Annotated in this window: 13 protein-coding genes; 6 read left to right on the top strand and 7 right to left on the bottom strand. The window is 64.9% G+C overall.

Annotation, left to right across the window (positions count from 1 at the left end):
• From EJC47_RS18630 to EJC47_RS18645, 4 genes are all read right to left on the bottom strand, one after another.
• Nucleotides 1–445: GNAT family N-acetyltransferase (locus EJC47_RS18630; RefSeq protein WP_126849262.1), on the bottom strand; the 445-nt coding region annotated here is incomplete at its 3' end.
• A complete protein-coding gene (gene tsaB, locus EJC47_RS18635; protein WP_126849263.1) occupies nt 442–1,071 on the bottom strand; it encodes a tRNA (adenosine(37)-N6)-threonylcarbamoyltransferase complex dimerization subunit type 1 TsaB in 630 nt (209 codons plus the stop codon). The genes tsaB and EJC47_RS18630, both read right to left, overlap by 4 nt.
• A gap of 7 nt (nt 1,072–1,078) precedes the next feature.
• Entirely contained in the window at nt 1,079–1,672 is a 594-nt protein-coding gene (locus tag EJC47_RS18640; protein ID WP_126849264.1) for a malonic semialdehyde reductase, read from the bottom strand.
• Nucleotides 1,669–2,241 (bottom strand): NifU family protein, encoded by a 573-nt coding sequence (locus EJC47_RS18645; protein ID WP_126849278.1) that lies wholly within the window; start codon nt 2,239–2,241, stop codon nt 1,669–1,671. Before EJC47_RS18645 ends, EJC47_RS18640 begins: the two co-directional genes overlap by 4 nt.
• Before the next feature lie 145 nt (nt 2,242–2,386).
• Here EJC47_RS18645 and EJC47_RS18650 point away from each other — a divergent pair, with 145 nt between their 5' ends.
• A complete protein-coding gene (locus tag EJC47_RS18650) occupies nt 2,387–5,308 on the top strand; it encodes a M16 family metallopeptidase (RefSeq protein WP_126849279.1) in 2,922 nt (973 codons plus the stop codon).
• A gap of 1 nt (nt 5,309) precedes the next feature.
• On the opposite strand, the gene EJC47_RS18655 is transcribed toward EJC47_RS18650, so the two are convergent.
• The 3 genes from EJC47_RS18655 to EJC47_RS18665 all read right to left on the bottom strand — a co-directional run bounded on the left by EJC47_RS18655 (nt 5,310) and on the right by EJC47_RS18665 (nt 10,101).
• Entirely contained in the window at nt 5,310–7,094 is a 1,785-nt protein-coding gene (locus EJC47_RS18655) for an AMP-dependent synthetase/ligase (protein WP_126849265.1), read from the bottom strand.
• A 49-nt stretch (nt 7,095–7,143) separates the two neighbouring features.
• The gene (gene ggt / locus EJC47_RS18660) at nt 7,144–8,892 is read right to left on the bottom strand and encodes a gamma-glutamyltransferase (RefSeq protein WP_126849266.1); all 1,749 of its coding nucleotides are present in this window, start codon (nt 8,890–8,892) and stop codon (nt 7,144–7,146) included.
• Between the two features lie 144 nt (nt 8,893–9,036).
• Entirely contained in the window at nt 9,037–10,101 is a 1,065-nt protein-coding gene (locus EJC47_RS18665; RefSeq protein ID WP_126849267.1) for a quinone-dependent dihydroorotate dehydrogenase, read from the bottom strand.
• A gap of 250 nt (nt 10,102–10,351) precedes the next feature.
• On the opposite strand from EJC47_RS18665, the gene EJC47_RS18670 reads away from it, so the two are divergent.
• From EJC47_RS18670 to EJC47_RS18690, 5 genes are all read left to right on the top strand, one after another.
• Complete coding sequence (locus EJC47_RS18670) at nt 10,352–11,209, top strand: AraC family transcriptional regulator (RefSeq protein ID WP_260591664.1); 858 nt, start codon at nt 10,352–10,354, stop codon at nt 11,207–11,209.
• 102 nt (nt 11,210–11,311) lie between these two features.
• Nucleotides 11,312–11,725 carry an SUF system Fe-S cluster assembly regulator gene (locus EJC47_RS18675; RefSeq protein ID WP_126849269.1) on the top strand — a complete coding sequence of 138 codons (414 nt, stop codon included), beginning with the start codon at nt 11,312–11,314 and terminating at the stop codon, nt 11,723–11,725.
• 38 nt (nt 11,726–11,763) lie between these two features.
• A complete protein-coding gene (sufB, locus tag EJC47_RS18680; protein ID WP_126849280.1) occupies nt 11,764–13,248 on the top strand; it encodes a Fe-S cluster assembly protein SufB in 1,485 nt (494 codons plus the stop codon).
• Nucleotides 13,245–13,775: an endonuclease domain-containing protein gene (locus tag EJC47_RS18685; RefSeq protein ID WP_126849270.1), complete on the top strand. Its 531-nt coding sequence runs from the start codon at nt 13,245–13,247 to the stop codon at nt 13,773–13,775. The genes sufB and EJC47_RS18685 overlap by 4 nt, the downstream gene beginning before the upstream one ends.
• A complete protein-coding gene (locus EJC47_RS18690) occupies nt 13,775–14,044 on the top strand; it encodes a hypothetical protein (protein ID WP_033966868.1) in 270 nt (89 codons plus the stop codon). The genes EJC47_RS18685 and EJC47_RS18690 overlap by 1 nt, the downstream gene beginning before the upstream one ends.
• Nucleotides 14,045–14,046: the final 2 nt, after the last annotated feature.

A 14,046-nucleotide genomic window follows, 5' to 3' on the forward strand; every position in this document is an offset into this window, starting at 1 on the left:
CATTGAACAGGCGACCGTTAGGTCCCCGATAGTAATCTCGACGTTCGCCGACTTTTGCAAAGCCTTCGTTGCTATAGAGCTTGATCGCTTCGTTGCCGTCGCGCACTTCCAGGTGGAGCGTCCGCGCACCTTGCGCCGACGCGTCGGACGCGACCGCGCGGAGCAAAGCAGCGGCAACGCCGCGCCGCCGCAAATGCGGCGCGGTCGCAAGCAGCAGCAACTCCGCTTCTTCCAGGACTCGGCGGCACAACGCGAAACCGGCCGGCTCTCCGCCGACTTCGGCAATCGTCAGCCACACACCGGGCATGGCCAGCAGACCCAGGACTTGATTGTGAGTCCACGCTTCTCCGAAACGGGCATCAAACGCAGCCTGCATGATTCGATCGACGATCGCGAGATCGGCAACGGCACCGCTGCGCAAATCGATCCCCAGCATCGTGCTCATGCGGCGGCTTCCGCAGTGGCCTGCGGTTTTGCGTCGGGGGGGCGCCCATAAATGGGTTTCGGCTCCAACCCGGCCAGGCCAGGCGTCAGCAGCACCGCATCCATGGCGTCGGGCAGCCAGGCTTCGGCCGCCACTGTCGGATCCAACGCGGTGAGGAAGCGCACGCCGTTACCGACCGCCCGCCGACCGCCCAAAGTGGCCAGTGCCATTTCGGGACGCAGCGAGGCAAACGGGCCGGTTTCGGCAAGTGGAGCGCTGAACCCCTGCATGAACACCTCGCCGTGCCCGCCTTCCAGCACGACGGCAATCTCGCCCGTCATGCCGCGCGAAAAGGCGGCGGCCGCCAGCAGCGGCAGCGAGGAATAGCCGCTGAGGCTTGCGCCCCAGCCGAGCGCCAGCCCGCGAGCGGCGGCGATGCCGACGCGGATTCCGGTAAAGCTGCCGGGCCCGCAATCGACCAGAATGTGGGCTGCGCGGCCGCCCTTGGGCAAAGCGGCGATCATTGGTACCAGCCGCTCGGCATGGCCGCGCCCCACGATTTCATGGGCGCGCGCGATGATTCGGGTGTCTTCGATCAACGCGACCGAGCAAGCCGCCGTCGCGGTTTCGATGACGAGGGTGCGCAAATCGCGATCAGGCGATGCTGTTGAACTTCTCGAACGCCGGGCGCGGCAGGCGATCAAAGATCGTCGCGGGGTCGCCATGGCCAAGCGTCGAGATGAAGTTGGTGGTGACCGATGGGGTATCTGCGAAGAAGGCGGCGTCGACCTCGCCCGCATCGAAGCCCGACATCGGCCCGGTATCGAAGCCCAGCGCGCGCGCCGCGATGATGAAGTACGCGCCCTGCAGCGTCGAATTGCGGAAGGCAGAGGCGGCGCGGAGCTCGGCATTGCCATCGAACCATGCTTTGGCGTCGACGTGCGGGAACAGCTCGGGCAGATAATTATGGAAGTCGCGGTCCATGCCGATGATCACCGTCACCGGGGCCTTGAGCACCTTTGGCGCGTTCTGCGCCGAGCAGCATTCCGCCAGCTTGGCCTTGGCGGCATCGCTGGTGCACCAGATAAAGCGACCGGGAAGCTGGTTCGCCGACGTCGGGCCCCATTTCATCAGCTCCCAAATGGCGTGCAGGTCGCTCTCGCTGACCGGCGCATCGGTATAGCCGTTATAGCTCCGCGCGGTGCGGAAGATCTGGTCCAGGGTCGCGTCGTTCAAAACGGTCATCATACAGCTCGCACTTCGGTGACTTCGGGGACGTAATAGCGCAACAGTTGCTCGATGCCGTTTTTCAGCGTTGCGCTCGACGACGGGCAACCCGCGCACGCGCCCTGCATCGCCAGATAGACCTTGCCCTTCTCAAAGCCACGATAGACGATATCGCCGCCATCATTGGCGACAGCCGGGCGGATCCGGGTTTCGATCAGATCCTTGATTTGCGCGACGATGTCGGCATCTTCGGGATTGTCGGCGAAAGAGTCTTCTGCCGGGACGCTGATCGCGCCAGCGGTACCGGGACGGAAGAGCGGCATGTCAGCGCTGAAATGGTCGAGCAGCAGGCCAAGCACGTCGGGCTTGAGGTTGCTCCAGTCGGTGCCGGGGGCAGCCGTGACCGAAACGAAGTCGCGCCCGAAGAACACGCCCGTCACGTCGCCCAAGCCAAACAGGGCCTCGGCCAGCGGCGAGGCTTCGGCTTCTTCGGGCGTGACGAAATCGCGGGTGCCCGCTTCCATCACCGTCCGGTTGGGAAGGAATTTGAGCGTCGCCGGGTTGGGCGTTGTTTCGGTCTCGATCAGCATGGCTGGCATGTGGCGCGCGTGCGGCGTGCGCGCAAGAGCGGATGTGTCGGGAATAGGAAACGCAGCGTCGCCAAATGCGATCCTCGGCCAGGCGTAAATCGGCTGCCGCTGGCGGATGCGGGTTCGCCGCGCTATCGTGACCGGTATGATCGTGTATTCGCGCACCGCGCGCCTCGCCCTTCTCGCCTTTCTGACCATCGGCGCCGCTCCCCAGCATTCGGTACGGGCTCCCGAAAGCCGCGCCGACGCGCAGCAGGCCACGCCGTCGTCGAGCGCCGACGCGACCGATGGACGCCCCGGCGCTGCCATCGCCAGCCGTGCGGCATGGCTTTACAAAGGCAGCGACATCACGCCCGATCCGGCATGGCATTTCGGCGTGTTGAAGAACGGCCTGCGCTATGCGGTGCGCAAGAATGGCGTGCCGCCTGGCCAGATTTCGGTGCGGGTGCGGATCGATGCGGGCTCGCTTTACGAAAAAGACGGCGAACGCGGCTTTGCCCATATGATCGAGCATCTCTCCTTCCGCGGCTCCGAATATGTGCCCGATGGCGAGGCCAAGCGGATCTGGCAGCGGATGGGGACGACCTTCGGGTCGGACACCAACGCACAGACCACCCCGACGCAGACGGTCTACAAGCTCGACCTGCCGAGCGCGACCGATGCCGGGATCGATGAGAGCCTGCACATTCTGGCGGGCATGGTGTCCAAGCCCAACATCACGCCGCAAGCGCTCAATGCCGAACGCCCCGCCGTGCTCGCCGAGCAGCGCGAGGCACCGGGGCCGCAAGTGCGCGTGATCGATGCGCTGAACGCGACGTTCTTCGCCGGGCAGCCGCTCGCCGATCGCTCGCCGATCGGCCATGTCGCCGAACTCGAAGCGGCGACCGCCGAGACGGTGAAGGCGTTTCACGATCGCTGGTATCGGCCTGAACGGGCGTTGGTGGTGATTGCGGGGGATTTCGACCCGGCCAAGCTCGAACTGATGGTCGCCAAGAATTTCGCGGATTGGAAGGGCACCGGCCCCAATCCCGCAGACCCCGATTTCGGCGTGCCCGATCCCAAGCAGATCACCACCAAAGCGGTGGTCGAGCCCGGTATCCCGACGCGGATCGAAATGGCGATCCTGCGGCCATGGCGCTACAATGACGATACCGTTCTGTTCAACCAGAAGCGCCTGGCCGACTCGACCGCGCTCGCCGTGATCAACCGTCGGCTTGAGACGCGGGCGCGCTCGGGCGGCAGCTTTATCGCGGCCGCCGTCCGGCTCGATGATCCGTCGCGTTCGGCCAACGGCACCTTTGTCACGATTCTGCCGGTTGGCTCGGCGTGGGAGCCTGCCTTGAAGGACGTGCGCGCGGTCATCGCCGACGCACAGGCCTCGCCGCCGACCAAGGCCGAGATCGAGCGCGAGCTTGCCGAGGAGCGCATCGCCTTCAAGACGCTGGTCGACACCTATCGCGCCGAGGCCGGCAGCAAGGAAGCCGACGACATGGTGCAGGCACTCGACATTCGCGAGACCACGACCGCGCCATCGACGATCCAGAAGGTTTTCGAAGACGCCGAGAAAAAGGGCTTCTTTGCGCCGGACAAAATCCTCGCCTCGACCCGACGCCTCTTTCAGGGCAGCGCGACCCGCGCCCTGATCTCGACCCCGGCGGCCGAGCCCGGCATCGAGACGAAACTCGCTGCGGCGCTCAAGGTCGATGTCAAAGGTCTCGCGGGCAAGCGCATCAAGCAGGGCAAAGTGACGTTCGATGCGTTGCCCAAACTCGGTGCCCCCGCGACGATCGTGTCGCACACGCCGATCAAAGAATTCGACATGCAGGAATATACGCTGTCGAACGGCGTGCGCGTGCTGATCTATCCGACCACGTCGGAGGACAGCCGCGTCTATGTTCGCGTGCGCTTCGGTGGCGGGTACAATGCCTTGCCGACCGACCGCGAGACGGCGGCGTGGGCGGCTGGCCTTGCGCTCACCGCAGGCGGTATCGGCAAGTTGAACCAGGGCGATCTTGACGAACTGACCTCGGGCCGGCGGATCGGGCTCGACTTCGGCATCGACGAGGACGCCTTCACCTATAACGCAATGACCTCGCCGACCGATCTGGGCGATCAATTGCGCTTGATGGCAGCGGCACTGTCGGCACCAGCCTGGGATCCGGCACCGGTGCTGCGCGCGCGGGCGGTGGCGATTTCGGGATATCCCAGCTCGAACTCGTCGCCCGAAGGGGTGCTGTCGCGCGATCTCGAACGCTTGCTGCACGATGGCGATCCGCGCTGGGGCAACCCCAGCCTGGCGGCGATCACCGCCACCACGCCGCAATCGTTCCGCGCGCTGTGGGAGCCTTTGCTCAAGACCGGGCCGATCGAAGTGATGGTGTTTGGCGACATCAAGGCCGATGCCGCGATCGCGGCGGTGCAGAAGACGCTGGGAGCCTTGCCGCCGCGCGCCGTGCCTGCAGGGCTGGTGGTGCCGCCGGTGCGTTTCCCCGCGCACAATCTGTCGCCCGTGGTGCGCACGCATGACGGACCGGACAATCAGGCGGCGGCGGTGATCGCCTGGCCGACCGGTGGCGGCGTGGCGGGCGCGACCGAGTCGCGCCGTCTCGACGTGCTGGCGGCGATTTTCAGCGATCGCCTGTTCGACCGTCTGCGCTCGCAAGCCGGCGCAAGCTACAGCCCCAACGTCTCCAGTTCGTGGCCGACCGGCACACCGAGCGGCGGGCGCATCATGGCGATCGGCCAGGTCGCGCCCGATAACATACCGCTGTTTTTCAAGCTGTCGCGCGAGATTGCCGCCGAGCTGGTGGCAAAGCCCGTCGATGAGGACGAATTGAAGCGCACGATCGGGCCGATGCAGCAATCGATCATGCGGCAATCGACCGGCAACCAGTTCTGGATGAACCAGCTCGACGGCGCGACCTATGACCCCGCCCGCATCGCTGCGCTGACCCATCTCTATTCGGACATCTCGTCCATGACGGCGGCGGATCTGCAGGCGACGGCGGCAAAATATCTCCGTCCCGATCGCGATTGGACGATGCAGGTGGTGCCGAAGGCGAAGTGACCTACGCCTTGTACAGGGACTCAAGGCGAGGCCCGTACACGGCCTTCAGCACATGCCGCCGGATCTTGAGCGAGGGCGTGAGCTGTTCGTTCTCGATCGCGAAGGGTTCGTCGGCAAGGACGAAGCGGCGAATGCGTTCGGTCACTGAAAGGTCGACGTTCACGCGCTCGACCGCTTGGCCAAGCGCGGTGCGATAGGCGCTGCTTTCCGCCAGCCGCTTGAAATCGCACACCGTCCCCTCGCGCGCGCACCACTCCTGCGTCCATTCGGGATCGGGCACGAGCACCGCCACCATATAGGGCCGCCGGTCACCGAAGATCATCGCTTGCGCGATTTCGGGTTGCAGCGTCAGCATCCCCTCGACCTTTTGCGGCGCGACATTCTCGCCTTTGTCGTTGACGATAATGTCCTTCTTGCGATCGGTGATCTGGATACGGCCCTTGGCGTCGATCACGCCGATGTCGCCGGTGTGCAGCCAGCCATCTTTCAGGACGCGTGCGGTCTCGGCCTCGTTGCGCCAATAGCCCTTCATGACGAGCTCGCCGCGCACCAGGATCTCGCCATCCTCGGCGATGCGCACTTCGGTTTCGACCAAGGGCGGGCCGACCGTATCCATCTTGAGTCCGACCTTGGGGCGGTTGCACGAGATGACCGGGGCGGATTCGGTCTGGCCATAGCCTTGCAGCATGGTGATGCCGATCGCTTCGAAGAACGTGCCGACCTCGGGCGTCAGCGGTGCCCCGCCCGACACCAAAGCCTTGATCCGGCCGCCAAAGCGTTGCTGGATCTTCGGGCGGAGCGTCGCGCCGAGGAACAGGTCCATCGGCTTGTCGAGCAACCCTGCTTTGCCCGCCGCTTTCTTGGTGCCGAGCGCTTGTGCACGGCCGAGTAGATAGCTGGAGAGCTTGCCCTGCTTCTCGACCGCCTTGGAAATGCGCGTGCGCAGCACCTCGAACAGGCGCGGCACCACCACCATCAACGTCGGGCGGACTTCCTCGATATTGGCAGCCAGCTTGTCGAGGCCTTCGCTGTAATAGATTTGGGCGCCGAGCCCGATCGGGAAATATTGCCCGCCAGTATGCTCATAAGCGTGGCTGAGCGGGAGGAACGACAGGAACACTTCGTCCTCCCAGCCGAAATCCTCTTCGATGATCGTGCAGCAGCCATGGACATTGTGCAGGATCGCGCCGTGATGCTGCATCACCCCGCGCGGCGAACCGCCCGTGCCGCTGGTATAGATGATGCACGCGGTGTCGCCGCGCGTCGCGGTGGCGGCGATGCTGGCCGGGTCGGTGTCGTGATCGGCCAGCAGGCGGTTCCACGGATGGAATTCGAGCGCGCCCGCTTGGTTGGCGCGCAGATCCTCGATGCAGATCACGATCTTGGCGGCGCTCGCGCGGATCGCGGCGGGGAGCAGCGTCTTGGCCAGTTTCGCGGTCGACACGATCACCGCCTTGGCACCCGAATTCTCGATGATGTGGGCGTGGTCGCGCTCGGTATTGGTGGTGTAGGTCGGCACGGTGATGCACCCCGCCGCCATAATCGCGAGATCGGCGATGCACCATTCCGGGCGGTTTTCCGACACCAGCATCACGCGGTCGCCGGGCACCAGGCCGATCGCTTTCAAGCCAGCGGCAAGGCTCGCCACCTGACGTGCGGTCTCCGCCCAGCTGCGCGAAACCCATTGCCCTTGGCTTTTGTGCCACAGAAACGGGGCATCCCCTTTTTCGGCGGCGCGGGTCAGGAACATCGCGACGAGGTTGGGGAAGTGTTCGAGGGTTCGCATTATTCTCTCCCGGGGAGTAAGCGCGCCGCATTCGGCTGCGCGTGAGGGCTTATTCGGGCGGTCGCGGCGCGGCACCGGCGCGGACGATCTGTGTGGTCTGGCCGTCTTCGCGCACGGCCACGCCTTCGCTGCGCGGATCGGCGGCACCGACCCACTGACCGTTCACGCGCTCGATCGCATTGGCCTTGAGGCCGAGCGGGGCGATCTGGACATGCTCGCCCAGCGCCTGAAGCGCGGGCACCATCGCATCGAGTTGCGTGCCCTTCTCGGCCACTGCGTCAAGCTTGGGGGCATAGAGCAAGCCAAGGCCGATCGCATCCTGCGCCGACATCTTCCAGTCGAGCACCGCCACCAGCGCCTTGGCGACTTGCGCGATGATGGTCGACCCGCCCGCCGCGCCGATCGCGATCCGTACCTTGCCATCTGGGCCATAGACGATGGTCGGCGACATCGAGCTGCGCGGGCGCTTGCCGCCTTCGACGCGGTTGGCGACGAGATAGCCGTCCTTGGCGGGGACGAAATCGAAATCGGTCAGTTCGTTGTTGAGCATCACGCCCCCGACCGACAGGCCAGAGCCAAAATAGCTCTCAATCGTGGTGGTTACCTCCGCGACATTGCCGCGCCGGTCGACCGCGACCAGGTCGCTGGTGCCTGGGATATCGGCATTGGGGGCGGGCGTGCGCGGCGGCGCGCCGGGCGGCGTGCCGGGGGCGACACTCGTCATGCTGCGCTCGGGCGAGATCAACGCCGAGCGGGCGGCGATATAGCCGGGATCGAGTAGGCCCTTGACCGGCACGCGCACATAATCTGGATCGCCGAGATACAGATCGCGATCGGCATAAGCGAGCCGTTCGGATTCCGCGAAGAGGTGCCACGCGACCGGGTTGTTCTTGCCCAGCGCCGCCATGTCGAAGCGCTCGAGCTGCTTGAGGATCATCAGCACCGCGATCCCGCCGGCCGAGGGCGGTCCCATGCCGCAGACTTTGTAGACACGGTATGTGCCGCAAATCGGCGCGCGCTCCTTGGCGCGGTAGCTGGCAAGATCGGCCAGTGTCATCTTGGACGGATTCTTCGCGGCACCGTTGACCGCCGCGACGATCTTCTGCGCCACCGCCCCGGTATAAAAGGCGTCTGGGCCTTTTGCGGCAATGGCGCTGAACAGCGCGGCCTGTTCGGGGTTTTTCAGAATGGTGCCGACGGGGAGCGCCTTGCCGTCGTCGCCCAGGAAATGCGCGCGCGCCCACGGATCGAGATGCCGACCGAAATTGTTGAGCCCGTTGTGGAGGCGCGGGGTGATCGCAAAGCCATCGCGCGCCAGACGGATCGCGGGGCCGAACAAAGTGGCCCAGGGCAGTTTGCCATACTGCTGATGCGCCAGCGCCATCATTCGCAAATTGCCGGGCACGCCCACGCTGCGGCCGCCGGGGATGGCGGTAAAGATGGGCAGCGGTTTCCCATCGGCCCCGTAAAACCACTTTGGGTCGGCGGCAGCAGGCGCGGCCTCGCGCCCGTCGAGCCCGGTGGTGCGGTCGGTGGCGGCATCATGATGCACCATGAAGCTGCCGCCGCCGATCCCGCTATTCTGCGGCTCGACGACATTCAGCGCCAGCATCGTCGCGATGGCGGCATCGGTCGCGCTGCCGCCCTTGCGCAGGATCTCCGCGCCGGCCGCTGCCGCGCGGGGATCGGCGGCGCTGACCATGCCGAGACTGGTGACGGTCTTGGGGGCGGGGCGGCGTGCTTCTGCGGTGGCGGGTGCGAGCAACAGCAGGGCGAGGGCGGCGAGCGATCTGTTCATGCGGCGACCCTAACGCGCTTCACCGCACAGGCAAGCCGCCGCCTGCGCAGCGGCATCCTCGCCGTCTGCTCTTTGTGGCTTTGTGCCTTCGTGCGAGAAATTGCGCGCACGAAGGCACAAAGCCACAAAGACGCGGGCAAGGATTTACGCTGCGCGGTGTCGTTCGCTGGTGCCAACCGCCTCGGCGACGGTCGCGAACCCGTCGCGTTTCAGGTTGTTCGCGAGGCCGCGGACGATGCGGCGGGCGAGGCCAGGGCCTTGGTAGACCAAGGCGGTGTAGAGTTGGACCAGGCTCGCGCCTGCGCGGATGCGGGCATAGGCTTCGTCGGCGCTGTCGATGCCCCCCACGGAAATCAAGGGAATCGCACCGCCCGTCGCCGCCCGAAAATCCGCAAGCCGCTGACGTGCCAGCGGTGCCAGCGGAGCCCCCGACAGCCCGCCACTCTCGCCCGCATGCGCAGAGTGCAGCGGCGGCCGCGAGATGGTGGTGTTGCTTACGATCAGCGCATCGACATGATGCGCAGCGGCGGCACGCGCGATCGCATCGATCGCGGTCGCATCGAGATCGGGCGCCACCTTCAGGAACAGGCGCGGGCGGGAGATGGGCGCGCGCCGCGCCTCGTCCGCTGCAGCCAGCAAATCGGTCAGTTCGGAGCCGTGCTGGAGATCGCGCAGGCCCGGCGTGTTGGGGGAACTGATGTTGACCGTGACATAATCGGCCACCTGCGCTGCCGCCGCCACGCCATGCGCGTAATCGGCGATCCGGTCGGGCGCGTCCTTGTTCGCCCCGACATTGATACCGAGCACGCCGCGCCGCTTTGCCGCCGTTGCGCGCGGCAGCGCTGCGGCAATACCACCATTGTTGAACCCCATGCGGTTGATCACCGCGCGGTCCTCGACCAGCCGGAACAAGCGGGGCTGCGGATTGCCCGCCTGCGGCAGCGGGGTGAGCGTACCGATCTCGACGCTGCCAAAGCCCAAAGCGAAAAACCCGTCGATCGCGCGGCCATCCTTGTCCACCCCGGCGGCCAGGCCCACCGGATTGGCAAAGTCCAGACCGGCGACGGAGGTGCGCAGGCTGGCGGGTGACCGTCCACCAAAGACCGGAGCCGCCCCCCTGGCCCCGAGCGCCAGCAGCTTGAGGGTGAGGGTGTGCGCGCGTTCGGGTTCGAGCGCGAACAAAGCGGGGCGGATCAGTGGGAACAGCATCGTGCGCCTGATGGCATCCGGGAGCGCTGGCGTCAAAGCCGGCACAGGTGCCTTAATTATGCATTTAGCATGAAAAGCGACGAATTTGTCCAATACACGACGCTCGAAAAACGCCATTAATGCAGTGCGACCCAAGAAGCTCCGGACCGGAGCATCTTTCCTCCGGCCCGGATGGTATACCATCCGGGCCGCTTTTATTTGTCTTGCAGAAGCATTACACTTGATCGCGACAGGTCAGGGGTGTCGCAGCGTGGGATCGATTGAACTGGACTACGCCGTGCCGTCGGCCGACTTAGCTGAGTATATCACGCTGTTTTACGATTTTTCGGCGGACGTGCCGATGCTGGAAGACGTCGAGCGCGCCGATTATGCGCAATTGCGGTTCCATCTGTCGCCTGGCCAGGCGGTCTATGCCTTTCCGGACGGGAGCGCGCAGGAAGCACCGGACGCGCATGTCCTGGGGCCGACCAGCGGCCCGCGCAGCGTGCGCGTGGCCGGGCCGGTGGCGGTGTTCGGGATGGGGCTGACGGCTGCGGGATGGTCGGCAATGATCGGGGCCGACGCATCGACGATGCTCAACCGTGTGATCGATGCAGCGCCGCTGTTTGGTGCGGCGCGGTTGCAGGGGGTTGCCGACGCTTTGCGCGAATCGCCCGGTGTCGGCCCACGGGTGGGGATTTGCGAGGCACTGGTGCGCGACCTGTTGCATAATGTGGACCCGCATTATGCCGATTTCATCCGCCATGTTGATGCGTGGCTGGCGGGCAGTCCGTCGCCGGAAATGGAATGTCTGATTGCGGCGACAGGCTTGTCGCGTCGCCAGATCGAGCGGAAGTGCAACATTCTGTACGGCGCGCCGCCGAAGGTGCTCGCCCGCAAATATCGTGCGCTGCGGGCGGCGGTGGCGATGCGTGGCGGTGAGGAAGGGATCGCGGACGCGGTCGATCGCGGCTTCTACGATCAGTCGCACATGATTCGCGAGGTGAAGCATTTTACCGGGCTCACGCCGCGACAGATCCGGGCGGAGCCCGGTCTGCTGTCCCAATTGACCATCTCCCATCGTAGCGCGCTGGGTGGGGTCGTCAGCCCGTTGATCAGCGACACATAGCGAATCCGTGGGTCGCCGGCCGGCGGCGGTGCGTCTTGGGGGTTGACCCGCAGCGCCACTGCGACCATTTGCAATCGGACAGAATTAATCCGATTGGATCCAATGCGTCTTTCCAGCCTTGCCGACTATGCCGTCGTGATGATGTCCGCCGCCGCGCGACATTGCGGCAGTGCGGCCAGGCTGAATGCGACGACGCTGGCCGATGAGACCGGCCTGCCGCTGCCGACGGTGCAGAAGCTGGTCAGCCGCTTGTCGGCGGGTGGCCTGATCGAGAGCACGCGCGGCACCGGCGGCGGTTTTCGTCTGTCGCGCCCGGCCGCGGCGATTTCGCTCGCCGAGATCATCGAGGCGGTCGAAGGGCCGATCGCGCTCACCGCGTGTGTGGAGGTTGGGCGGCACGACTGTGCGCTGGAAGGCGATTGCCGCGTCAAGCCGCACTGGAATGTCGTCAACGGGGCCGTGCGCGGGGCGCTCGATGGCGTTTCGCTGGCGAGCTTGTCGAGGACCCCGGCATGACCGATTTTAACGAGCCGCGTGACGGCAAGGACGATGTAATGGCCACCAAGAACGCCGAAGCCTATGAGGCCGTCAACAAATCCTATGAATGGGGGTTCCATTCCGACATCGAGCAGGACTTCGCGCCCAAGGGGCTGAGCGAGGATACCGTCCGCTTCATCTCGGCCAAGAAGGGCGAGCCCGAATGGATGCTCGATTGGCGGCTGCAGGCGTATCGCCTGTGGCTGACGCTCGAGACGCCCGATTGGGCCAAGCTGCAAATCGACCCGATCGATTATCAGGACGCTTATTATTACGCCGAGCCCAAGGCCAAGCCCAAGCTCGGCTCGCTCGACGAAGTCGATCCCGAAATCCTGCGCGTCTATGAAAAGCTCGGCATCCCGATCGAGGAGCAGAAGATGCTCGCCGGGGTCGAGGAGCTTGGCGAGGACGGCCAGCCCAAACGCCGCGTCGCGGTGGACGCGGTGTTCGACAGCGTCTCGGTCGCCACCACCTTCCGCAAGGAACTGGAAAGCGCGGGCGTCATCTTCCGCTCGATCAGCGAGGCGATCAAAGAATATCCCGACTTGGTGCGCAAGTGGCTCGGCAAGGTCGTGCCGCAGCATGACAATTACTTCGCAGCGCTCAACTGCGCGGTCTTCAGCGACGGGACCTTCGTGTATATCCCGGAGGGCGTGCGCTGCCCGATGGAGCTGTCCACCTATTTTCGCATCAATGCCGAGAATACCGGCCAGTTCGAACGCACGCTGATCGTCGCCGATAAGGGGGCCTATGTCTCCTATCTCGAAGGCTGCACCGCGCCGATGCGCGACGAAAACCAGCTCCACGCCGCCGTGGTCGAACTGGTCGCCTTGGACGATGCCGAAATCAAATATTCGACCGTGCAGAATTGGTATCCCGGCGACGAGAACGGCAAGGGCGGGATCTACAATTTCGTCACCAAGCGCGCGCTCTGCCAGGGCCGCAATTCCAAGGTGTCGTGGACCCAGGTCGAGACCGGCAGCGCGATCACCTGGAAATATCCGTCCTGCGTGCTGAACGGTGAGAATTCGGTCGGCGAATTTTACTCGGTCGCGGTGACCAACAACCGCCAGCAGGCCGATACCGGCACCAAGATGATTCACAATGGTAAGGGCAGCCGCTCGACGATCGTGTCGAAGGGCATTTCGGCGGGCCGTTCGGACAACACCTATCGCGGGCTGGTGCGCGTCGCGCCGGGGGCGGAGGGCGTGCGCAACTTTACCCAGTGCGATTCGCTGCTGCTGGGTGACCAGTGCGGCGCGCATACCGTGCCCTATATCGAAGTGCGCAACCCGTCGGCGCAGATCGAGCATGAGGCGACCACCTCGAAGATCAGCGACGACCAGCTGTTCTACGCGATGCAGCGCGGGCTCGACCAGGAAGCGGCGGTGGCGCTGATCGTCAACGGCTTTGCCAAGGAAGTGCTGCAGCAACTGCCGATGGAGTTCGCGGTTGAGGCGCAGAAATTGCTGGGGATCAGCCTTGAGGGGTCGGTCGGATGAGTTTGTCGCCGCAAGACTATGATCGGCGCACCGACTCCCCTCCCCTTCAGGGGAGGGGCCGGGGGTGGGGCCTCTCCGCCGAGTACCTAGCGGCGTTGCAAAAGCGCGCCGGAGAAATGCGCCGTAACCCGACCGAACCCGAGAAACGTCTCTGGCGCGCGCTGTCCAACGGCCAGGCGAACGGCCACAAATTCCGTCGTCAAGCCGTCATCGGCCGCTACATTGCCGACTTCGTCTGCCCGCAAAAGGCGCTGATCGTCGAAGTCGATGGCGATACGCATGATGAAGCCAAGGACCGGCTGCGCGACGATGTGCTGGCGGGGTTGGGCTTCCGCGTGCTGCGGGTATCGAACCACGATGTGATGGCGAAACTCGAAGGGGTCTTCGATGCGGTCGTGATCGCGCTGGCACAGGCGTCGGATCGCTGGGAGAGGCCCCACCCCAACCCCTCCCCTGAAGGGGAGGGGCTAGACGCGGTCGAGGCGCAGAAGTTGTTGGGGATCTCGCTTGAGGGGGCGGTGGGGTGATGGAGGCCGCTCGCCTCAAACGCGCGCGGTGGCGGCTTCGTGCCTACTTCATTGGGAGCGGCATCATTATGGCGTTCCTATTTCTGTTACTCGCCGAGGGCGTGATCCGGTTCTTTGGAGTCGAAGCCACCAACTATCTGGCGACACTAGTTTTTGCCGCAATGGTAATGGCCGGCGGAACCTACGCGATCATCTACTTTAGCGCTGTTGTCGTTCACGTCGCGCGACGTCGGCTCAACAAGCAGCCAATCATGGAAACTGAAGACTAACG

The sequence above is a fragment of the Sphingomonas sp. TF3 genome (assembly GCF_003985085.1).
GTDB lineage: Bacteria > Pseudomonadota > Alphaproteobacteria > Sphingomonadales > Sphingomonadaceae > Sphingomonas.